This is a genomic window from Rhizobacter sp. Root1238 (assembly GCF_001425825.1).
GTDB lineage: Bacteria > Pseudomonadota > Gammaproteobacteria > Burkholderiales > Burkholderiaceae_C > Rhizobacter.
Window position 1 is genome coordinate 83800 of sequence record NZ_LMDM01000048.1, and the last position, 18946, is coordinate 102745.

Genomic DNA, 18946 nt, shown 5'->3' on the forward strand with positions numbered 1-18946 from the left:
TCAGGACGGCAACGGTTCCAGCCGCAGCGCCTGCATCTCGTGGACGAGCGCGGCCAGCAGCTGCGGCTCGCTCTCGCGGATGAAGAAATGCCCGCCGTCCAGCCAGGTCAGCGAGAACAGCGTGCGCGCCTCGCGGCGCCAGGCGGCCAGGCGCGCGGCATCGATGTCGTCGTGCCGGCCGCCGAAGGCGTGGATCGGCATCGCAAGCGGCGGGTGCGGCGTGTCGGCCACGCTGGCGCAGACGCGGTAGTCGGCACGCAGCGCATCGAGCGTGATGCGCAGCATCTCGGGGCTCGCGAACACCGCGTCGGGCGTGCCGCCCTGGCGGCGCAGGTCGGCGATCAGTTGCGCGTCGGTGTCCTTGTTCGCGAAGCGCTGCGGGTCACGCTGCGTCGGGGCCGGGCAGCCGCTGACGAACAGCGCCGCCGGGGCCGGCAGGCTGCGCTCGCGCAGGCGCTGCGCGATGCCCCAGGCCAGCAGGCCGCCCATGCTGTGGCCGAACAGCATGAAGCGGGCGCCGGGCCCGGCCATCGTTTCCGCATGGTCGTCGCAGAGCCTGGCGACCAGCGCCGCGAACGACTCGACGAAGGGCTCGCCCAGGCGGCTGCCGCGGCCCGGCAACTCGACCGGCACGACCTGCACCCACGACGGCAGCAGGCGCCGCCAGCGCAGGTACATCGTCGCGCTGGCGCCGGCGCACGGCAGGCACAGCAGGCGGATCGGCGGCGCGTGCATCAGCGCGATGCCGCGGCCTGCTCGTCCATCCAGCGGCGCAGCGACAGCGGCCGCATGTCGGTCCATGCCGCGTCGACGAAGGCCAGCACCGTCTTCTTGTCACCGCTGGCGCCGGGCACCGCGGTCCAGCCGGCGGGCACGGCCTTCCAGTGCGGCCAGATGGAGTATTGGTCCTCGTGGTTGACGAGGACGATGAAGGTGTCGTCGTCGCGGTCGAAGCAGCTGGTGGACATGGCAGGGCTCGTGGTTCGCGCAGTGGTGCGCCTTGCCTACCATGACGAGCCGGGGGCGCGTTTGTTCAGCGCCCCTCGTCCCGTTCGCCCTGAGCCTGTCGAGGGGCCGGGTTGAGCTTGTCGAAGCCTTGGTTCGATGCGCAGACCCTTCGACAAGCTCAGGGCGAACGGAGGAGTTCGGTGCTGTGCAGGCTGAACGCATCCCCCGTTCGGGCTGAGCTTGTCGAAGCCTTGGTTCGATGCGCAGACCCTTCGACAAGCTCAGGGCGAACGGAGGGAGTTCGGTGCTGTGCAGGCTGAACGCATACCCCGTTCGGGCTGAGCTTGTCGAAGCCCTGGTTCGATGCGCAGACCCTTCGACAAGCTCAGGGCGAACGGAGGAGTTCGGTGCTGTGCAGGCTGAACGCGCACCCCGTTCGGGCTGAGCTTGTCGAAGCCCTGGTTCGATGCGCAGACCCTTCGACAAGCTCAGGGCGAACGGAGGGAGTTCGGTGCTGTGCAGGCTGAACGCNCCGTTCGGGCTGAGCTTGTCGAAGCCCTGGTTCGATGCGCAGACCCTTCGACAAGCTCAGGGCGAACGGAGGGAGTTCGGTGCTGTGCAGGCTGAACGCGCACCCCGTTCGGGCTGAGCTTGTCGAAGCCCTGGTTCGATGTGCGCAGGCCCTTCGACAAGCTCAGGGCGAACGGGGGGAGTTCGGTACTGTGCAGGCTGAACGCATACCCCGTTCGGGCTGAGCTTGTCGAAGCCCTGGTTCGATGCGCAGACCCTTCGACAAGCTCAGGGCGAACGGAGGGAGTTCGGTGCTGTGCAGGCTGAACGCNCGTTCGGGCTGAGCTTGTCGAAGCCCTGGTTCGATGCGCAGACCCTTCGACAAGCTCAGGGCGAACGGAGGGAGTTCGGTGCTGTGCAGGCTGAACGCACACCCCGTTCGGGCTGAGCTTGTCGAAGCCCCGGTTCGATGTGCGCAGACCCTTCGACAAGCTCAGGGCGAACGGGGGGAGTTCGATACTGTGCAGGCTGAACGCGCACCCCGTTCGGGCTGAGCTTGTCGAAGCCCTGGTTCGATGTGCGCAGACCCTTCGACAAGCTCAGGGCGAATGGAGGGAGTTCGGTGCTGTGCAGGCTGAACGCACACCCCGTTCGGGCTGAGCTTGTCGAAGCCCTGGTTCGATGCGAACCGACCCTTCGCCAAGCTCAGGCCGACTGGGGAGCCGTCAGTGCGGCAACCCGTCGTCGTCGTGCGCCGGCGGCACCAGCCCGCTCAGCAGCCACAGCCGCGACGCCTGTGCATGGGCCGTGCGGTGCCGCGGGTCGGCATCGAGCCAGCGGTTCAAGGCATCGAGCTCCACATCGCCCAGCGGCTGCTCGTGCGCCTTCATCACCCACTCCCAGGCCGCCTGCATCGCGAGCTCCTGCGCGGGGTCTTCACGGTCCTGGTCGGAGCTCATCGGCGGGCGGCGCGCGGATGCGCGCGGGCTGGCTGTGGAAACCGCCGATTCTAGGAGGGCCTCACTCGGCTTCGAGCACGTGCCGGCAGCGCGTGAGGGCCTGGACCGCATCGCGGATCATCGTGTTGACCAGCGCCGCCGACACGCCCAGCCGCTCGCCGATCGCGCGCTGCGTCAGGCCGCCCACGCGGTACAGCTCGAAGGCCTGGCGCGTGCGCGCCGGCAGCCGGCCGAGCGCCTCGTCGACGATCACCAGGTTCTGCCGGCTGATCGCGTACTGCTCCGGCGTGCCCTGCGGCGCGGCAATGTGCTCGCCGCTCTCGCCCTCGGCGAACACGCCGGCCTCGAGCATCATGCGGCGCCGGCAGTCGATCGCCAGGTTGCGCACCACCTGGAAGCAGTAGCCGATCGGCTGCTGCACCGGCAGGCCGGGCGCCACGTCGGAGAGCTTCAGGAAGGCCTCCTGCACCACGTCTTCGGCCAGCTCGCGCCGGCCGGTGATCTTGTGGGCCAGGCCCTGCAGCTTGGCCCGGTGGGCCAGGAAAGCTCCGCCCAGCCCGACGGGCTCTTGGTTGGTGATCGACACGCGCGCTACCCCCTGATGATTTCGCTGTTTGTTGAGAATGATTCTTATTTTCTTGGCCTGCGTCAAGCGCCTTCGAATGACCTTGCGGCGGCCTGTCGGGGGCTTGATCCAGAATGCGAACCTCGTTCCTGACGCGAAGCCCTCGGGCCAATCCTGCGGAAACCAACCGATGCGCGTATTGCTGGTGGAAGACGACCGGATGATCGGCGCGGCCGTGCAGCAGGCCCTGTCCGACGCCGCCTATGCGGTCGACTGGGCCACCGACGGCGAGCAGGCGCTGGCCGCCGCGCTCGCGCAGGCCTACGACCTCGTGCTGCTCGACCTCGGGCTGCCGCTGCGCGACGGCATCGACGTGCTGCGCCAGCTGCGCGCGCGCAATGCGCATGTGCCGATCCTGATCGTCACCGCGCGCGACGAGGTCGAGGACCGCATCGCCGGCCTCGACCTCGGCGCCGACGACTACGTGCTGAAGCCGTTCGACGTGCAGGAGCTGCTCGCCCGCATGCGCGCGGTGGTGCGCCGGCAAGGCGGCTCGGCCTCGCCGCTGCTGACCAACGGCGCGATCACGCTCGACCCGGTGACGCGCGACGTCCGCTTCGAAGGCCACGCCGCCACGCTGTCGGGCCGCGAGTTCACGCTGCTGCAGGCGCTGCTGGTGCGGCCCGGCGCGATCCTGTCGCGCCAGGAGCTCGAGGAGCGCATCTACGGCTGGAACGAGGAGATCGAGAGCAACACCGTCGAGGTGCTGATCCACGGCATCCGCCGCAAGCTTGGGCCCACCGTGATCCGCAACGTGCGCGGCGTCGGCTGGCGCGTGGACCGCGGCGGATGAAGAACTCGCTGCAGTTCCGCCTGTCGCTGTGGATGGCCGTGCTGCTGCTGGCCACCGCGGTCGCGGCCGGCGCGGTGTCGTTCTTCTGGGCGCTGCACGAGGCCAACGAGCTGCAGGACGACCTGCTGGAGCAGACCGCCGCGCTGGTGCTGGCCGGCCAGCTCGCGATCAACCCGGTGGAGCCGGTGGCTGCCACCGGCGCGCCGCAGCCGAGCGTCGTCGTGGAGCTGGTCGACACGGTGGCCGGCCAGCCGCGGGTGATCGGCATCGGCCGGCTGCCGCCCGACCTGCCCGACGGCCTGGACACCCACGTCGCCGACGGCCGCCCGTGGCGCATGCTGCTGGCCCACCTGCCGGACGGACGCCGCTTCATCGTCGCGCAGCGCACCGACCGGCGCGACGACATCGCGCAAGACAGCGCGCTGGCCACGCTGGTGCCGCTGGTCGCGCTGCTGCCGGTGGTGGCGCTGCTGGTCCGCGTGGTGATCCGCAGCACGCTGCGGCCGATCGCGCAGGCATCCCGCCAACTCGACCGGCAGGGCGATGCGGCGCTGGTCGACGTGCCGGCCGGCGCGATGCCCGACGAGGTGCGGCCCTTCGTCACGTCGATCAACGCGCTGCTGCGCCGACTGACCGAATCGCTCGAACAGCAGCGCCGCTTCATCGCCGATGCGGCGCACGAACTGCGCTCGCCGATCACCGCGCTGACGGTGCAGGCCGAGAACCTGGAGCATGCCGAGATGTCGCCCGAGGCGCGCCGGCGCTTCGTGCCGCTGCGCGAAGGGCTGTCGCGTTCGCGCGCGCTGCTGGAGCAGCTGCTGTCGCTCGCGCGGGCACAGGCCCGGCCCGCGGGCGACGCCGTGCCGCAGCCGCCGGTCGCGCTGCACGAGGTGGTGCGCGAGGTGGTGTCCGACCTGGTCGCGATGGCCGAGGCCGGCAACGTCGACCTGGGCGTCACGCGGCTCGATGCGGTGCAGGTCGCCGGCACGCCGGTCGACCTGCACACGCTGGTGCGCAACGCGGTCGACAACGCGGTGCGCTACACGCCGCCTGGCGGACGCGTCGACGTCAGCATCGAGCGCGACGGCGCCCAGGCGCTGCTGCGCGTCGACGACACCGGCCCCGGCATTCCGCCGGACCAGCGCGAGCGGGTGTTCGACGCGTTCTACCGGGTGGTCGGCACGCAGCCGACCGGCAGCGGGCTGGGGCTGTCGATCGCGCGCGGCATCGCGCAGCGGCTGGGCGGGCAGATCGCGCTGGGCAACGCACCGGCCGGCGGACTGCGCTTCGAGTACCGGCAGGACCGCTGCAAGGACGGCTTGCCCGCCTCCTGAAAACGTGGGGGGTGGCGGGCGGCGTCCTCCACTTTCGGTATGGACGCGGCGGCTGGCGCCGCTACCGTGGCAACTCCTCATTGCCTCATCGGAGCACCCGCATGGCCCTGTACCGCAACGTCGGTGGCATCGTGACCCTCGCCCCCGGGGGCACGCACCACTGGGAATACGTGTTCGACGGCTTCGGCCGCGATGTCGGCGTCGCGGTCGCGGCGCCCAACATCCAGGAACCGCAGCTCAACGTCGAACTGGTCACGGTCAGCCAGGGCGTCGTCGCGCGCTCGAACGGTGAAACCGACGGCATCCACTACACCGTGAACATCCGCAACGCCGGCGCCGCGGCGATCCACTACAACCTCAGCATCGCCGAATGGAGCTGAACGCCATGCACACCGCCACCGTGATCACCGAGGCCGGCCGCGTGGTCGGCGTCCAGGTCGACCTGCCGGCCGGCTCGCGCCGCGTCGGGCCGGTCGCAATGCTGCGCGCCGGGCCGGCGCAGACGCTGCACCGCGTCGAGCTCGAACTGCCCGCGTCGCTCGCCACCACCGACGAGATCGAGCGTTTCCACGCCGGCATCGCGAAGCAGCTGGCGATGCCCGCCGCCGACAAGCGCAGCGCAAAACCCCCGAAGACGCGCAAGTAGCGCGCTGTCGCAGAATGCCCCCTCTTGCAGACAGGGGGCAGCGATGAAGGTGTGCATCTACGGGGCCGGCGCGATCGGCGGATTCATCGGCGCGCGGCTCGCGGCCTGCACCAGCGCGCAGGTCAGCGCGGTGGCGCGCGGCGCGACGCTGCAGTCGCTGCGCGAGCACGGCTGGCGGCTGCAGCAAGGCGGGCAGTTGATCACCGGCGCGGTGCACGCGACCGCCGACTCGGCCGAACTCGGCCCGCAGGACCTGGTCGTCATCGCCGTCAAGGGCCCGGCACTCGCCGCGGTGGCCGACCAGCTCGCGCCGCTGCTGGCACCGCACACCGTCGTGCTGCCGGCGATGAACGGCGTGCCGTGGTGGTTCGGTCGCGGCATCGCGGCGATCGGCGACGCGCCGCTCGAGAGCGTCGACCCCGGCGGCCGCATTGCCGCGAAGATCCCGCACCGGCAGGTGCTCGGCTGCGTCGTGCATGCCGCCACCACCAGCCCGGAGCCCGGCCTGGTCGAGCACAAGATGGGCCGGGGGCTGATCGTCGGCGAGCCCGGCGGCGGCGAATCGGCCCGTGCGAAGGAGATCGGCGCACTGCTCGCGCAGGCCGGCTTCGACGTCACCGTGTCGGCCGCCGTGCGCCAGGACATCTGGTACAAGCTGTGGGGCAACATGACGATGAACCCGGTGTCGGCGATCACCGGCGCCACCGTCGACCGCGTGCTCGACGACCCGCTGCTGCTGACCTTCTGCGCGAACACGATGCGCGAGGCCTCGGCCATCGGCGAACGCATCGGCTGCGCGATCGCGCAGACCCCCGAAGACCGCCAACAGGTCACGCGCAAGCTCGGCGCGTTCAAGACCTCGATGCTGCAGGACGTCGAAGCCGGCCGGGGCATCGAGCTCGATGCGCTGGTCGGCGCGGTGCGCGAGATCGCGCAGCGCCTCGGGCTCGCGACGCCGAACATCGATGCGCTGCTCGGGATGACGCGGCTGTTCGGGCGCGTGCGCGGGCTGTACCCCCAGTAACCCCCGACCGGACACCGTCATGACCCACCTTCCCCGCTTCCTCGGCGCCGCACTGCTGGCGCTGGCCGTCACGGTCGCCCACGCGCAGACCCCGACCCCGGCCCCGACGCAGCGCCTACGCGGCACCGTCGAATCCTTCGACAACACCACGCTGGTGATGAAGGAACGCAGCGGCGAGCTGCTGCGGCTGGCGCTGGCCGACAGCTTCGGCGTCAACGAGGTGGTGCCGACCGAGCTGTCCGGCATCGCCGCCGGCAGCTACATCGGCACCGCGGCGATGCCGCAGGCCGACGGCACGCTGCAGGCGCTGGAGGTGCTGGTGTTCCCCGAACAGGCGCGCGGCAGCAACGAAGGCCACTACCCATGGGACCTGCAGCCGGGCAGCACGATGACGAATGCGACCGTCGCCGACGTCGTCGGCCAGGCCAAGGGCCGCACGCTGCGGCTGCGCTACAAGGACGGCGAGAAGACGGTGCTGGTGCCCGAAGGCGTGCCGGTCGTCACCGTGAAGCCGGGCGACCGCGCGCTGCTGGTGCCGGGCGCGAAGGTGCTGGTCACCGCACAGCTGCGCGACGGCAAGCCGGTGGCGCTGCGGGCGATCGCGGGACGCAACGGGGTCGCGCCGCCGATGTAGCGGCCGGCCGTGTGAGCGCTGTCCGACTCGCCAAGCCGATGTCGTCCGGCAGATTCCGATGCACCCAGGCTCGACGATGCAGTATCTGATCTGCACGGAGACCCTCGATGGGCCTGACCTCCTTCCAGCGCTGGCTCGGCCGCACGGCGATGCCGTTCTTCCGCAAGGCGCTGCCCGCGATGGGCGACACCGAACGGGCCGCGCTCGAGGCCGGCACCGTGGGGTTCGAGGGACAGCTGTTCGCCGGCCGGCCGGATTTCGACGCGCTGCTGGCGATCCCGCCGAACCGGCTGACGCCGGCCGAGCACGCCTTCCTCGACGGTCCGGTGCGCGACCTGATCGGCATGCTCGACGAGTTCGCGATCGACACCGAAGGCGACCTGCCCGCCGCGGTCTGGCAGCACCTGCGACGGCACCGCTTCTTCGGGATGATCATCCCGACTGAACAGGGCGGGCTCGGCTTCAGCCACCATGCCCATGCCACCGTGGTGGCGCGCATCGCGAGCGTGAACGTGGCGGCGGCCGTCACGGTGATGGTGCCGAACTCGCTCGGGCCGGCCGAGCTGCTGCTGCGCTACGGGACCGACGCGCAGAAGGCCCACTACCTCGAACGCCTGGCCGACGGCCGCGAGCTGCCGTGCTTCGGATTGACCTCGCCCTATGCCGGCTCCGACGCCGCGTCGATCCCCGACCGCGGCGTGCTGACCGAGCGCGTGATCGACGGCCGGCGCGTGCGCGGCTTCAGCGTCACCTTCGACAAGCGCTACATCACGCTCGCCCCGGTGGCAACGGTGGTCGGGCTGGCCTTCCAGGCGGTCGACCTGACGCGGCCCGACGGCGAACAGGAGCTCGGCATCACCTGCGCGCTGCTGCCGGTGCCGACACCGGGCATGGAGATCGGGCGCCGCCACCGACCGATGGATTCCGCCTTCATGAACGGCCCGGTGCGCGGCGAGAACGTGTTCGTGCCGATGGACTGGGTGATCGGCGGCGAGCAGCAGGTCGGCCAGGGCTGGCGCATGCTGATGGAATGCCTGGCCGCCGGCCGCGCGATCTCGCTGCCGGCCATGGGCGCCGCGATGCAGCAGACCGCGCTGTTCGTGATGAACGGCTACGGCCAGATCCGCGAACAGTTCGGGCTGCCGATCGCGAAGTTCCATGCCATCGCCGCACTGCTGGCCCGCACCGCCGCCGACCTGTACGCCACCGACGCCGCGCGCCGCTACACCGCCGCCGCGCTCGATGCCGGCCAGCGTCCGAGCGTCGCCAGCGCGATCCTGAAGGTGCACCTGACGGAAGCCGGCCGGCGCGCGGTGGTGCACGGCATGGACGTGCTTGGCGGCAAGGGCATCATCTCCGGCCCGAGCAACCTGCTGGGCGCCGCGTACCGGCAGGCGCCGATCGCGATCACGGTGGAAGGCGCCAACATCCTGACGCGCTCGCTGATCATCTTCGGCCAGGGCGCCGTGCGTTGCCACCCGCATGTGCTGGACGAGATGGCCGCGGTGCAGGCCGATGACGCCCAGGCGCTGGGCGCCGCGCTGCTGGCCCACGGCCGGCATGTGCTTCGCAACCTGTGGTCGAGCCTGACCGGGGCCCCGCTGCAGGGCCGCGTGCCGAAGGGCCTGCAGAAGGAAGCGCAGCTGATCGCCCGGGTGTCGGCCAAGTACGCGTTGACCGCCGACCTGGCGATGGGGCTGCTCGGCGGCAAGCTGAAGCGCATGGAACTGCTGTCGGCGCGGCTGGGCGACGTGCTGTCGAACCTGTACCTCGCGTCGGCCAGCGTCTGGCGCTACGAGCAGGAGGCCGACCCGGCGCTGCTGCCGATTGCGCGCGCCGCGATCCGCGTGCAGCTCGACCAGGCGGCCGCGACGCTGCGCGACCTGTACGCCAACCTGCCGTCGGGCGCGCTGCGCATGCTGGCGCCGCTGCTGCTGAGCGGCACGCGGCACCTGGCGCCGCTGCGCGACCACGACCTGGTGGCGCTGGCCGAATCGCTGCGCGACGAGCCGGCGGTGCTGGCACGCCTGTGCATCGACGTCGGCACGCCGCGCTCCGGCGGCCTGCGCGACCTGAAGGACGCGCTCGACCAGGCGCGCGCCCTCGGCGACGAGGCCGCGCAACTGAACCAGGCGCTGCGCCACAACCCTTCGCTGGAAGACGTGGCCAGCCATTCGCGCAATCCCGGCGCGGCGCTCGCCTACCTGCGCGCCGCCGCGAAGGTGATCCGCGTCGACGACTTCCCCGGGCCTGCCAGGCCGGCACCGTCCGCTCCCCGTGTTCCCTCGCCCGCCGCCGCCGTCGCGGTGCCCGACCCTGTGGAGGTGCCATGAGACGGGCCGCCCCCAGGTCACCTATCGCAATGCGCAGCACGGAGGTATTCCAATGAGCCCGACCATCCACAAGGACATCCCGAACGCCGTCGAGAACCCGATCCGCAGCGACGGCGTGTTGCCGCCGGAGAACAAGATCTTCATCGCCTTCCGGCAGGCCGACGACCTGCAGGGCGCGCTGAATGCGCTGCTCGACGCCGGCTTCCAGGAAAGCGAGCTGCTGGTGTTCTCGCCGCAGCAGATGAGACGGCAGATGCAGACCAACATCGACCATGCCGGGCCGCTGGCCTCGATCGGCCAGGACATGAACCTGCTGAAGACCCACCTCGCGCTCGCCGAGCAGGGGCACGGCTACGTGGTCGTGCTGTGGCCGAAGAGCGACCACGAGGAGCTGATCACGCAGGTGGCCGTCCAGCACAACGCGGTGCGGGCGCAGAAGTTCGGGCGGCTGATCATCGAGGAGCTGGTGGAGCCGCAGCCGGGCCAGCAGCAGCATTTCGAGTCGCCCGACCGCGGGCTCGACCGCGAGACGCACCGCTGACCGGAGGTCGGTCAGAGGACCGCGTAGCGCCCCGGCTTGTGGTTGACCGCGATGAACAGGTTCATCACGACGGCCGCAAGCACCGACCACGCGACCCGCGCCGGGTCGACCACCGTCAGCGCGAGCAGCACGACGCTGCAGTCGACGACCATCTGCACCTTGCCCGCCCGCCAGCCGCGCGATTGCTGCAGGTACAGCGACACGATGGTGGCGCCGCCCAGGCTGGCGCGGTGTCGGGCCAGGAACAGGCAACCCGAACCGAGCAGCAGCCCGCCCAGCACTGCCGCGTACGCCGGGTGCAGCCGCTCGATCGCGAACAGCTGCGGCGACCATTCCGTCATCAGCGACAGCAGCGTGATCGCGACGAAGGTCTTCAGCGTGAACTCGCGGCCCATGCGCCGCCACGCGAACCAGTAGAACGGCAGGTTGATCGCGAAGAACAGCTTGCCCAGGCCGATGCCGGTCGCGTAGTGCAGCACGAAGGCCACGCCGGCGGTGCCGCCGGTGAGCAGCCCGGCCTGCGCGAACAGGATCAGCGCCAGCGAGACGAACAGCGTGCCGGTGAAGATCGCCTGCGCGTCTTCGAACGGCGTGTGGCGCTGGACCGGCGGCGGCTCGGCGTGGACGGGGGCGCTGGGGATGCTCATGGCCCCGGATGTTGCACGAAGCGTGCCGCGATCGGCCGCGGGCTGCGCGCGCGTCAGTGCCCGCCGCTGTCGCCCGAGCGGCCGGCCTCGAACAGGAACCACGTGCGGCGCTCGCTCTCGTCGATCCAGACCTCGATCAGGCTGGCGGTCGCGATGTCGTCGTGTTCGTCGCAGACGTTGTGGGCCTGGCGCAGCGCGGCGACCAGCGTCTTGTTGTCCTCGCGCAGCTCGGCCAGCATGTCCGACGGCTCGACGTAGTCGGCATCGTTGTCGAGGATGCGCTGCGAGCGCGCGATGTGGCCGATCGAGCGCAGCGTGGTGCCGCCGACCTTGCGCACGCGTTCGGCGATCGGGTCGGTCATCGCGTAGAGCTGGTCGGCCTGCTCGTCGAGCATCACGTGGTAGTCGCGGAAGTGCGGCCCGCTCATGTGCCAGTGGAAGTTCTTGGTCTTCAGGTACAGCGCGAACACGTCGGCCAGGATGCCGTTCATCGCGGCGGCGATGTCGCGTGTGGCGCCCGCCTTCAGGTCGGTCGGCGTGACCAGCGGCGCGCGCTGGCGTTCCTTGGCGCTGCGCGCGGGGGTCGGGGCCTTTTTCTTCATCGGGGATTCCTCCGGGAGTGGGACTTGCAGCATAGCCCTGAGCTGCGAGGGCCGCCTCGTCCGGAGGGGGCAGGCATGCTATCTTCGACGCCACTGCCGGCTCACCCAGGCCCGCGGCGCTGCGAGAGGAAGACCCGAATGAACGCCATCGTGATCGAACATGTGCCTGTTGCCGATCTCCCCGCAGAGTGGAGAGCCCGGCTCACCCAGCCGGTGCACGCCACGGTGACCGTCCGCATCGAGGAGGCGACCCACACGACCGCGCCCGAGGATGGGTTCGTCACCGACGACCCGGCATTCGGGATCTGGCGCGACCGTCAGGACATGCAAGACGTCGAAGAACATGTTCGCCAGCTGCGCGCTCCGCGCTACAACCGGGATGGCTCGCGCAACCAGCCCTGACCATGCTGGTCGACACCGATGTGCATCGCCAAGCCACCATCCTTCCCATCACCGAACCGATCACGCGACGTGCAACCGCTCTGATGGAATCACTGGTCCTCAGCCATGGGTTGCAGATGGGGGACGCATTGATTGCCGCAACAGCGCTGGAGCACGGACAACCCGTGTTGACTGGCAACGTCAAGCACTTCGCTGCCGTTCCACATTTGCTCATCGAAGGCTTCGCGATCTGAAATTCCTGAGGTCCGCAATGGCACCGCCGGACGCGCCGGTGTAAAAAAAAGGGACGCCTCGCGGCGTCCCTTCTCTGACGATCGAACGTCTGGCAATGAACGGAAGACCGATCAGCGCACGACGGCGATCTGCTCGCGCTTTTCACCCTTGTAGGTGTACAGCGTCAGCGCGCCGTTCTTGACGTCGCCCTTCTCGTCGAACGAGATCGTGCCCGTCACGCCCTTGTAGCCGTCGGTCTTGGCCAGCACCGGCAGGTACTTGGCCGGGTCGGCGGAGCCGGCCTTGACCATCGCGGCGACCATCACGTTGACAGCGTCGTAGACGTACGGCGAATAGATCTGCACCTCGGTGCCGAACTTCTTCTTGTAGTCGTCACGGAACTTGTCCATGCCGACCTTCTGCGTGCCTTCGACACCACCGGCTTCGGCGCAGACCACCTGGCCGTCGCCCATCGCGCCGGCGGCCAGCTTCGGCAGTTCGCCCGAGCAGATGCCGTCGCCGCCCATGAACTTGGCGTCGATGCCCAGTTGCTTCATCTGGCGGATCATCGGGCCGGCCACGGCGTCCATGCCGCCGTAGAACACGACGTCCGGCTTCTTCGACTTGATCTGGGTCAGGATCGCGGTGAAGTCGGTCGCCTTGTCGGTCGTGAACTGGTGCGAGACGGTCGTGCCGCCCGCGCCCTTGACGCCCTTTTCGAATTCGTCGGCGACGCCCTGGCCGTAGGCGGTGCGGTCGTCGATGACGGCGATCGACTTGCCCTTCAGTTCCTTGACGGCATAGCGGCCCAGCGTGCCACCCAGGTGCACGTCGTCAGCCACCACGCGGAACGTGGTCTTGTAGCCGTTGCGGGTGAACTTGGGGTTGGTGGCCGACGGGCTGATCTGCGGGATGCCGGCGTCGCTGTAGACCTTGGAGGCCGGGATCGACGTGCCCGAGTTCAGGTGGCCGATCACGCCGTTGACCTTGGAGTCGACCAGCTTCTGGGCGACCGCGGTGCCTTGCTTCGGATCGCCGGCATCGTCTTCAGCCTGCAGCTCGAGCTTGACCTTCTTGCCGCCGATCGTCACGCCCTTGGCGTTCAGTTCGTCGATGGCCATGCGCGCGCCGTTCTCGTTGTCCTTGCCGAGGTGGGCAATGCCGCCGCTGGTCGGGGCGACGTGACCGATCTTCACGACTTCCTGGGCGGACACCGCACCGGCGAACAGGGTCACGGCGGCGGCGACCAGGACATTGAGTTTGTATTGCATTCAAAAACCTCCGGGGTTTGAAAAAGACTGGAATAACGAGTGAGGAGTCAGCCTCAGCGGGCGCAACGTTACCCCAAAAAAAACCGCCTCCATTGCGGGAATCCTCGGGGCTCGTTGCGCGATGTCCTCAGCAGGGACAGGGGGTTGGGCTCGCTGGGCATGGCGACTCAACGAGCAAGAACCGGGCCGCGTTGATAGGGTTTCCAACTAGGGCCTTGCCGCGGAGCAGGCAACGGCACGCCCGACATCAACGGCCGCGGTTGCGATGCAGTTCCTGCGCGACCGCGCGGGTGACCACCTCGCGCAGCGTCGTCGCGAGCTCGTTGCGGGTGTCGCGGATCAGCGAATCGGCGATGCGCGCGAGCGCCGGCGTCAGCAGCTCGCGCAGCTTGTATTCGAAGACGAGGTCGAGCTGGCGCTGCACGTCGGTCAGCACGCGTTGCACGATGGCTTCTTCGCTGAGCGGGGGCGCGACCGGTGCCGCTGCCGGGGCGGCCGTCGGGGCCGCCGTGTGGGTCGCGGCACGCGGGGCCGGCGGAGGCGGCAGCGGCGACAGGGCCGACGGCGCGGTGGCTGCGAACGCCGGTGGCGCCATCGGCGCCGGTGCGACAGGTGCGCGCGGCGGCGGCGGCTCGACCACCTCGGCGACCGGCGGCGGCGCGCTGCGGGCGCTCGGCACGACCTCGGTCAGCACCGGCAGGCGGTGCGGCTGCTGGCGCGGGGTGGTGCTCATGACAGCCCCTCGGTCCACGAGTACATGACCCGATCCCCCGAGGGGATGCGGGCCGCCTTGGGAACGGCCCGGCGCTCGGCCCGCTTCATTCGCCCTCCTGCGCCACGTCGTGCCGGACGATCGGGTAGCCGCGGTCGGCGTAGTGCTTCCAGCGCGCGCGGCCCGACGGGCGGTCGTCGCCGTCGCGCGAGACCAGCTCGATCACGCGCGCAAAGCTCTCGAAGCCCTCGGCAGTTTCTTCACCGAGGTTCAGCAGCACGTCATGGTGCGGTGCATCGGCCAGGCGCTCGACCAGCCACACCGGCGTCGGCGCGAGCCGCGGCGCGATCGGCTGGCCGGCGCGTGCATGCACATGGGGCACGAAATCGGTCGGCTCGAACACCCACAGCTGCTTGTCGAGGCGCCCAAGCACCGGCGCGGGGCCTGCGACCACCACCCGTGCACCGCGGCGAGTCGCCTTGCGCAGCAACCTGCACGCGTACGACAGCCGATCCGGCACGTTGAAGTGGAAGCTGACCTCTGTCATCGCCTGGCTGGTGTTACTTGGCCTGCGACAGCACGAACTGCGTCAGCAGCGGCACCGGCCGGCCGGTCGCGCCCTTGGCCGCGCCCGACTTCCAGGCGGTGCCGGCGATGTCGAGGTGGGCCCAGCGGTACTTGGCGGTAAAGCGGCGCAGGAACATCGCCGCGGTGATCGCGCCGCCGGCGCGCGGGCCGACGTTGCCCATGTCGGCGAAGTTGCTCTTCAGCGCGTCGTCGTACTCCTCGTCCAGCGGCATGCGCCAGGCCGGGTCGAGCGCGCTCTGGCCGGCCGCGAGCAGGTCGGCTGCCAGCGCGTCGTCGGCAGTGAACAGGCCCGAGTTGTGGTGGCCGAGCGCGATCACGCAGGCACCGGTCAGCGTCGCGATGTCGACCACCACCGCCGGCTTGAAGCGCTCGGCGTAGGTCAGCGCATCGCACAGGATCAGCCGGCCTTCGGCGTCGGTGTTCAGGATCTCGATCGTCTGGCCCGACATGCTGGTGACGACGTCGCCCGGCTTCACCGCCCGGCCGCTCGGCATGTTCTCGCACGACGGGATGATGCCGATCAGGTTCAGCTTCGGCTTCAGTTCGGCCACCGCGCGCAGCGTGCCGAGCACGCTCGCGGCGCCGCCCATGTCGTACTTCATCTCGTCCATCTCGGCGGCCGGCTTGATCGAGATGCCGCCGGTGTCGAAGGTGATGCCTTTGCCGACCAGCACGATCGGCGCCTGCGTCTTGGCCGCACCTTCGTAGCGCGCGATGATGAAGCGCAGCGGCTCGTCGGAGCCCTGGGCGACCGCGAGGAACGAGCCCATGCCGAGCTTCTCGACCGCCTTGCGGTCCAGCACCTCGACCTTCAGGCCATGGTCCTTCGCGAGCTTCTTCGCCTGCTCGGCGAGGAAGGTGGGCGTGCAGTGGTTGCCCGGCCGGTTGGCGCATTCGCGCGCCAGTTCGACGCCGGCACCGATCGCCTCGCCGACCGCCAGGCCCGATTGCACCGCCTTGGCCTGCGCCTTGTCGCACACCAGCGTGAGCTTCGCGATGGGCGATGCGGCCGGGGCGCTGGGCTTGGTGTGGCGGTACAGGTAGGTGGCATCGCCGGCCGCGGCGACCAGCGCCTGTGCGTGCGCGGCGCCGAGGTCGCCGGCCGAGGCCAGCGCGACGGCCACGTGCTTCGCGCCGCCGCCCTTCAGCTGGGCCAGCCCGTTCGCGACCGCGGTCTTGAAGGCCTTCGCGGTGCTGGACGCAGCCGCGGCCACCACCACGCGGGGCGCCTTGACGCCGGCCACGCGGTGCAGGTACAGCGCGCGCCCGGCCTTCAGTGCGAAGTCGCCCTGGGCGATCGCTTCGTTGATCGGGGCCGCGAGCTTCGCGTCGAGCGCCGAGTCGACGGTGTTGCCGCCGGCGGAGGCATCGACGATGACGAGCAGTGCGTCGGCCTGCAGGGCAGCCAGGCTGCCGGAAGAAGAAACCTGATGCTTGAAGTCCATAATGCGAGCCAGTCCAGAATCCAACGATGTTATTCGATTCCTCCCTGCGGCGAGACCTCGCCCGCACATTCGGCGCCACGCTGGTGGTGATCCTCACCATCGTGCTGACGATGATGCTGATCCGCACGCTGGGCCAGGCCGCGCTGGGCCGCGTCGCCCCGCAGGATGTGGTGCTGCTGCTCGGCTACGTGGCGCTCGCCCAGCTGCCGACGATGCTGAGCCTGTCGCTGTTCATCGCCACCGTCTCCACCATCACCCGCATGTACCGCGACAGCGAGATGGCGATCTGGTTCGCCAGCGGCATCGGCCTGTCGCGCTTCGTGCGGCCGGTGCTGCGCGTCAGCTGGCCGGTGCTGCTGGTGGTGGCGCTGCTCGCGCTCTTCGTGTGGCCGTGGATGAACGCGCGCAGCGCCGAGCTGCGCGAGCGCTTCGAGCGGCGCTCCGACCTGTCGCGTGTCACGCCGGGCCAGTTCCAGTCGTCGCGCGACGGTCGCCGCACCTTCTTCATCGAGCGCGACAGCGAAGACGGCCGCACCGGCCGCAACGTCTTCATCCTGACCGCGCAGGCCGACAAGGAATCGGTCACGTCGGCGCGCAGCGGGCACATCGAGAACACCGACGACGACCGCTTCCTGGTGCTCGACAGCGGCCAGCAGAACGAGCAGAACCTGCGCAGCGGCGACAAGACGCTGGCGCGCTTCGAGACCTACAAGGTGCAGGCCGGCGACCGCGTGCTGAGCAGCGCGGACGCGCCGCCGCCGAAGGCGCGTCCCACCATCGACCTGATGAGCGAGCCGACGCCGGCCGCGCAGGGCGAGCTCACCTGGCGGCTCGGCCTGACGCTCGGCGCGGCCAACCTGCTGCTGCTGGCGATCGGGCTGTCGGCCACGCAGCCGCGGCGCGCCAGCAACTGGAACCTGCTGTTCGCGCTGCTGAGCTTCGTCGTCTACTACAACCTGATCAACCTGTCGCAGGCCTGGGTGGCCGGCGGCAAGGCCGGCATGGGCGCGATCCTGGTCACGATGCACGGCGGCGTGCTGCTGCTGGCGATCGCGCTGCTCTGGTGGCGCGACAACGGCACCCACTGGAGCCTGCGTCGGCACACCGGCCACGGCGCCGATGACAGCGGCAAGAGCGGCGGCAAGAGCGGCGGCAAGGGTGGTCTGAAGCAGCGCATGCAGGAGGCCTGCAAGAAATGAGTCTCCGATGAAAACCGTGCGCCGGCTGCTCTATGCCGACATCGTCTCGTCGGTGGCCTTCGTCGCGGTGGCCTTCCTGTCGCTGTTTTTTTTCATCGACTTCGTCGACGAGCTGGCCGACATCACGAAGACCTACACCGCGCTGCACGCGGCGGTGTACTCGCTGCTCGAGCTGCCCGGGCACCTGTACGAGTTGTCGCCGATCGCGGTGCTGATCGGCACCATCTATGCGCTGTCGCGGCTCGCGCAGTCGTCCGAGTTCACCGTGCTGCGCACCGGCGGGCTCGGCCCGGGCCGCGCGCTGTTCCTGCTGACCGGCCTCGGCATGGCCTTCGGCGTGCTGACCTTCGTGGTCGGCGACTACCTCGCGCCGCTCAGCGAGCGCGGCGCCGCGCAGCTGCAGGCGCGCTACAAGGGCGGATTCAGCCTCGGCGTCACCGGCGCCTGGCTGAAAGACCACCGCGTGACGCCGGACGGCGAGCGCTCGTATTCGGTCAACGTCGGCAGCGCCGCGGCCGGCGGCGAGCTGCTGAACATCCGCATCTTCGAATCCGACGGCAGCGGCCGGCTGCTGCGCCGGATCAGTGCGGCGCGCGGGCGGGTCGGCAGCGACGACAACTGGATGCTGCAGGACGTGAACCTGACCGACTGGCGCGATGCCGCGACCGGCGGGCTGGTCAACTCGCAGCAGATGCCGGTCTACACCTGGCCGAGCACGCTGCCGGCCAACGTGGTGGCGGCCGCGGTGCTGCCCGAGGGCTCGATGTCGACGCTGGAGCTGTTCCGCTACATCACCCACCTGTCCGACAACGAGCAGACGGCGCAGCGCCACGAGATCCAGTTCTGGAAACGCGCGCTGTACCCGCTCGCCTGCCTGGTGATGGTGGCGCTGGCGCTGCCCTTCGCCTACCTGCACGCGCGCGCCGGCGGCGTCAGCCTGAAAGTGTTCGGCGGGATCATGCTGGGCATCAGCTTCGTGCTGCTGAACAACGTCGCGGCGCACCTGGGGCTGCTGCAGAACTGGACGCCATGGATCGTCGCGGCGACGCCGAGCGCGATCTACCTGCTGCTGTCGCTGGCGGCCTTCAGCTGGCTGGTGCGCTACCGATGACCCGCGGCCTGCTGCTGTTCGCGCACGGCGCCCGCGACCCGCGCTGGGCGCTGCCGTTCGAGGACGTGGCCCAGCGCGTGCGAGCGGCGCATCCCGGCGTGCCGGTCGCCCTCGCCTTCCTCGAGTTCATGGCGCCCGACCTGCGCGAGGCCGGCCGCCAACTGGCCGCACAAGGCTGCACGCGGGTCGACGTGCTCCCGCTGTTCCTCGGCGCCGGCGGCCATGTCCGCAAGGACCTGCCGGAACTGCTCGACGACCTGTCGGCCACGCATGCCGGCGTGCGCTGGCAACTGCACCCCGCCGTCGGCGAACTCGATCCGGTGATCGCCGCGATGGCCGACGCCGCCGGCCGACTGATCATCGCTTCCACAGACACGAAGTGATTTAATCCGTGCAATCCACAGATTGC

The 18946-nt window shown here is 70.0% G+C and carries 23 protein-coding genes; 13 read left to right on the forward strand and 10 right to left on the reverse strand.

The window, feature by feature from the left end; translation table 11 throughout:
• From ASC98_RS25740 to ASC98_RS25755, 4 genes are all read right to left on the reverse strand, one after another.
• Entirely contained in the window at positions 1 to 735 is a 735-nt protein-coding gene (locus ASC98_RS25740; RefSeq protein ID WP_056808866.1) for a thioesterase II family protein, read from the reverse strand.
• On the reverse strand, positions 735 to 968 hold the full coding sequence (locus ASC98_RS25745) for an MbtH family NRPS accessory protein (protein WP_056808865.1): 234 nt from the start codon (positions 966 to 968) through the stop codon (positions 735 to 737). Before ASC98_RS25745 ends, ASC98_RS25740 begins: the two co-directional genes overlap by 1 nt.
• A 1215-nt stretch (positions 969 to 2183) precedes the next feature.
• Positions 2184 to 2417: a DUF4880 domain-containing protein gene (locus ASC98_RS30860; RefSeq protein ID WP_056808864.1), complete on the reverse strand. Its 234-nt coding sequence runs from the start codon at positions 2415 to 2417 to the stop codon at positions 2184 to 2186.
• Between the two features lie 61 nt (positions 2418 to 2478).
• Positions 2479 to 3003 carry a sigma-70 family RNA polymerase sigma factor gene (locus ASC98_RS25755; protein WP_235581400.1) on the reverse strand — a complete coding sequence of 175 codons (525 nt, stop codon included), beginning with the start codon at positions 3001 to 3003 and terminating at the stop codon, positions 2479 to 2481.
• Between the two features lie 169 nt (positions 3004 to 3172).
• Here ASC98_RS25755 and ASC98_RS25760 point away from each other — a divergent pair, with 169 nt between their 5' ends.
• The 8 genes from ASC98_RS25760 to ASC98_RS25795 all read left to right on the forward strand — a co-directional run bounded on the left by ASC98_RS25760 (position 3173) and on the right by ASC98_RS25795 (position 10347).
• On the forward strand, positions 3173 to 3835 hold the full coding sequence (locus ASC98_RS25760) for a response regulator transcription factor (RefSeq protein WP_056808863.1): 663 nt from the start codon (positions 3173 to 3175) through the stop codon (positions 3833 to 3835).
• Positions 3832 to 5169: an ATP-binding protein gene (locus tag ASC98_RS25765; RefSeq protein WP_056808862.1), complete on the forward strand. Its 1338-nt coding sequence runs from the start codon at positions 3832 to 3834 to the stop codon at positions 5167 to 5169. Before ASC98_RS25760 ends, ASC98_RS25765 begins: the two co-directional genes overlap by 4 nt.
• 101 nt (positions 5170 to 5270) lie before the next feature.
• A complete protein-coding gene (locus ASC98_RS25770) occupies positions 5271 to 5549 on the forward strand; it encodes a hypothetical protein (RefSeq protein WP_056808861.1) in 279 nt (92 codons plus the stop codon).
• Between the two features lie 5 nt (positions 5550 to 5554).
• Positions 5555 to 5815 carry a hypothetical protein gene (locus tag ASC98_RS25775; protein ID WP_157598274.1) on the forward strand — a complete coding sequence of 87 codons (261 nt, stop codon included), beginning with the start codon at positions 5555 to 5557 and terminating at the stop codon, positions 5813 to 5815.
• Positions 5816 to 5858: 43 nt separating this feature from the next.
• The gene (locus ASC98_RS25780; protein WP_056808859.1) at positions 5859 to 6839 is read left to right on the forward strand and encodes a 2-dehydropantoate 2-reductase; all 981 of its coding nucleotides are present in this window, start codon (positions 5859 to 5861) and stop codon (positions 6837 to 6839) included.
• Positions 6840 to 6858: 19 nt separating this feature from the next.
• On the forward strand, positions 6859 to 7473 hold the full coding sequence (locus ASC98_RS25785) for a hypothetical protein (protein WP_056808858.1): 615 nt from the start codon (positions 6859 to 6861) through the stop codon (positions 7471 to 7473).
• Positions 7474 to 7580: 107 nt separating this feature from the next.
• Positions 7581 to 9806, forward strand: coding sequence for an acyl-CoA dehydrogenase (locus ASC98_RS25790; RefSeq protein ID WP_056808857.1), 2226 nt, complete (start codon positions 7581 to 7583; stop codon positions 9804 to 9806).
• Positions 9807 to 9858: 52 nt separating this feature from the next.
• A complete protein-coding gene (locus ASC98_RS25795; RefSeq protein WP_056808856.1) occupies positions 9859 to 10347 on the forward strand; it encodes a hypothetical protein in 489 nt (162 codons plus the stop codon).
• Positions 10348 to 10358: 11 nt separating this feature from the next.
• Here ASC98_RS25795 and ASC98_RS25800 read toward each other — a convergent pair whose 3' ends face one another.
• A complete protein-coding gene (locus tag ASC98_RS25800) occupies positions 10359 to 10994 on the reverse strand; it encodes a YitT family protein (RefSeq protein WP_056808855.1) in 636 nt (211 codons plus the stop codon).
• A 53-nt stretch (positions 10995 to 11047) separates the two neighbouring features.
• Positions 11048 to 11596 (reverse strand): Dps family protein, encoded by a 549-nt coding sequence (locus ASC98_RS25805; RefSeq protein ID WP_056808854.1) that lies wholly within the window; start codon positions 11594 to 11596, stop codon positions 11048 to 11050.
• 138 nt (positions 11597 to 11734) lie between these two features.
• Here ASC98_RS25805 and ASC98_RS25810 point away from each other — a divergent pair, with 138 nt between their 5' ends.
• Positions 11735 to 11998, forward strand: a complete 264-nt coding sequence (locus ASC98_RS25810) for a hypothetical protein (protein WP_056808853.1) — start codon at positions 11735 to 11737, stop codon at positions 11996 to 11998.
• Between the two features lie 2 nt (positions 11999 to 12000).
• Positions 12001 to 12231 (forward strand): PIN domain-containing protein, encoded by a 231-nt coding sequence (locus tag ASC98_RS25815; protein ID WP_056808852.1) that lies wholly within the window; start codon positions 12001 to 12003, stop codon positions 12229 to 12231.
• Between the two features lie 111 nt (positions 12232 to 12342).
• On the opposite strand, the gene ASC98_RS25820 is transcribed toward ASC98_RS25815, so the two are convergent.
• The 4 genes from ASC98_RS25820 to ASC98_RS25835 form a co-directional block, all read right to left on the reverse strand.
• Entirely contained in the window at positions 12343 to 13482 is a 1140-nt protein-coding gene (locus ASC98_RS25820; RefSeq protein WP_056808851.1) for a branched-chain amino acid ABC transporter substrate-binding protein, read from the reverse strand.
• Between the two features lie 247 nt (positions 13483 to 13729).
• On the reverse strand, positions 13730 to 14215 hold the full coding sequence (locus ASC98_RS25825) for a hypothetical protein (protein WP_056808850.1): 486 nt from the start codon (positions 14213 to 14215) through the stop codon (positions 13730 to 13732).
• An 85-nt stretch (positions 14216 to 14300) separates the two neighbouring features.
• The gene (locus ASC98_RS25830) at positions 14301 to 14741 is read right to left on the reverse strand and encodes a DNA polymerase III subunit chi (RefSeq protein WP_056808849.1); all 441 of its coding nucleotides are present in this window, start codon (positions 14739 to 14741) and stop codon (positions 14301 to 14303) included.
• A gap of 13 nt (positions 14742 to 14754) precedes the next feature.
• A complete protein-coding gene (locus ASC98_RS25835; RefSeq protein WP_056808848.1) occupies positions 14755 to 16227 on the reverse strand; it encodes a leucyl aminopeptidase in 1473 nt (490 codons plus the stop codon).
• A gap of 26 nt (positions 16228 to 16253) precedes the next feature.
• Between ASC98_RS25835 and lptF the strand changes: the two genes are divergently transcribed.
• The 3 genes from lptF to ASC98_RS25850 are packed head-to-tail and all read left to right on the forward strand — an operon-like array spanning position 16254 to position 18920.
• The gene (gene lptF, locus ASC98_RS25840; RefSeq protein ID WP_082542299.1) at positions 16254 to 17426 is read left to right on the forward strand and encodes an LPS export ABC transporter permease LptF; all 1173 of its coding nucleotides are present in this window, start codon (positions 16254 to 16256) and stop codon (positions 17424 to 17426) included.
• 7 nt (positions 17427 to 17433) lie between these two features.
• A complete protein-coding gene (lptG, locus tag ASC98_RS25845; protein ID WP_056808847.1) occupies positions 17434 to 18537 on the forward strand; it encodes an LPS export ABC transporter permease LptG in 1104 nt (367 codons plus the stop codon).
• Positions 18534 to 18920 carry a sirohydrochlorin chelatase gene (locus ASC98_RS25850; protein ID WP_056808846.1) on the forward strand — a complete coding sequence of 129 codons (387 nt, stop codon included), beginning with the start codon at positions 18534 to 18536 and terminating at the stop codon, positions 18918 to 18920. The genes lptG and ASC98_RS25850 overlap by 4 nt, the downstream gene beginning before the upstream one ends.
• Positions 18921 to 18946 lie beyond the last annotated feature (26 nt).

Excerpts from the sequence above, each read along its gene's own strand:
- ASC98_RS25830 (WP_056808849.1), bottom strand. The coding sequence starts at position 14,741 with ATGACAGAGGTCAGCTTCCACTTCAACGTGCCGGATCGGCTGTCGTAC.
- ASC98_RS25835 (WP_056808848.1), bottom strand. The coding sequence starts at position 16,227 with ATGGACTTCAAGCATCAGGTTTCTTCTTCCGGCAGCCTGGCTGCCCTG.
- ASC98_RS25765 (WP_056808862.1), top strand. The coding sequence starts at position 3,832 with ATGAAGAACTCGCTGCAGTTCCGCCTGTCGCTGTGGATGGCCGTGCTG.
- ASC98_RS25805 (WP_056808854.1), bottom strand. The coding sequence starts at position 11,596 with ATGAAGAAAAAGGCCCCGACCCCCGCGCGCAGCGCCAAGGAACGCCAG.
- ASC98_RS25775 (WP_157598274.1), top strand. The coding sequence starts at position 5,555 with ATGCACACCGCCACCGTGATCACCGAGGCCGGCCGCGTGGTCGGCGTC.
- lptF (WP_082542299.1), top strand. The coding sequence starts at position 16,254 with ATGTTATTCGATTCCTCCCTGCGGCGAGACCTCGCCCGCACATTCGGC.
- ASC98_RS25760 (WP_056808863.1), top strand. The coding sequence starts at position 3,173 with ATGCGCGTATTGCTGGTGGAAGACGACCGGATGATCGGCGCGGCCGTG.
- ASC98_RS25740 (WP_056808866.1), bottom strand. The coding sequence starts at position 735 with ATGCACGCGCCGCCGATCCGCCTGCTGTGCCTGCCGTGCGCCGGCGCC.
- ASC98_RS25785 (WP_056808858.1), top strand. The coding sequence starts at position 6,859 with ATGACCCACCTTCCCCGCTTCCTCGGCGCCGCACTGCTGGCGCTGGCC.
- lptG (WP_056808847.1), top strand. The coding sequence starts at position 17,434 with ATGAAAACCGTGCGCCGGCTGCTCTATGCCGACATCGTCTCGTCGGTG.
- ASC98_RS25800 (WP_056808855.1), bottom strand. The coding sequence starts at position 10,994 with ATGAGCATCCCCAGCGCCCCCGTCCACGCCGAGCCGCCGCCGGTCCAG.
- ASC98_RS25745 (WP_056808865.1), bottom strand. The coding sequence starts at position 968 with ATGTCCACCAGCTGCTTCGACCGCGACGACGACACCTTCATCGTCCTC.
- ASC98_RS25820 (WP_056808851.1), bottom strand. The coding sequence starts at position 13,482 with ATGCAATACAAACTCAATGTCCTGGTCGCCGCCGCCGTGACCCTGTTC.
- ASC98_RS25795 (WP_056808856.1), top strand. The coding sequence starts at position 9,859 with ATGAGCCCGACCATCCACAAGGACATCCCGAACGCCGTCGAGAACCCG.
- ASC98_RS25770 (WP_056808861.1), top strand. The coding sequence starts at position 5,271 with ATGGCCCTGTACCGCAACGTCGGTGGCATCGTGACCCTCGCCCCCGGG.
- ASC98_RS25825 (WP_056808850.1), bottom strand. The coding sequence starts at position 14,215 with ATGAGCACCACCCCGCGCCAGCAGCCGCACCGCCTGCCGGTGCTGACC.
- ASC98_RS25850 (WP_056808846.1), top strand. The coding sequence starts at position 18,534 with ATGACCCGCGGCCTGCTGCTGTTCGCGCACGGCGCCCGCGACCCGCGC.
- ASC98_RS25780 (WP_056808859.1), top strand. The coding sequence starts at position 5,859 with ATGAAGGTGTGCATCTACGGGGCCGGCGCGATCGGCGGATTCATCGGC.
- ASC98_RS25815 (WP_056808852.1), top strand. The coding sequence starts at position 12,001 with ATGCTGGTCGACACCGATGTGCATCGCCAAGCCACCATCCTTCCCATC.
- ASC98_RS25790 (WP_056808857.1), top strand. The coding sequence starts at position 7,581 with ATGGGCCTGACCTCCTTCCAGCGCTGGCTCGGCCGCACGGCGATGCCG.
- ASC98_RS30860 (WP_056808864.1), bottom strand. The coding sequence starts at position 2,417 with ATGAGCTCCGACCAGGACCGTGAAGACCCCGCGCAGGAGCTCGCGATG.
- ASC98_RS25810 (WP_056808853.1), top strand. The coding sequence starts at position 11,735 with ATGAACGCCATCGTGATCGAACATGTGCCTGTTGCCGATCTCCCCGCA.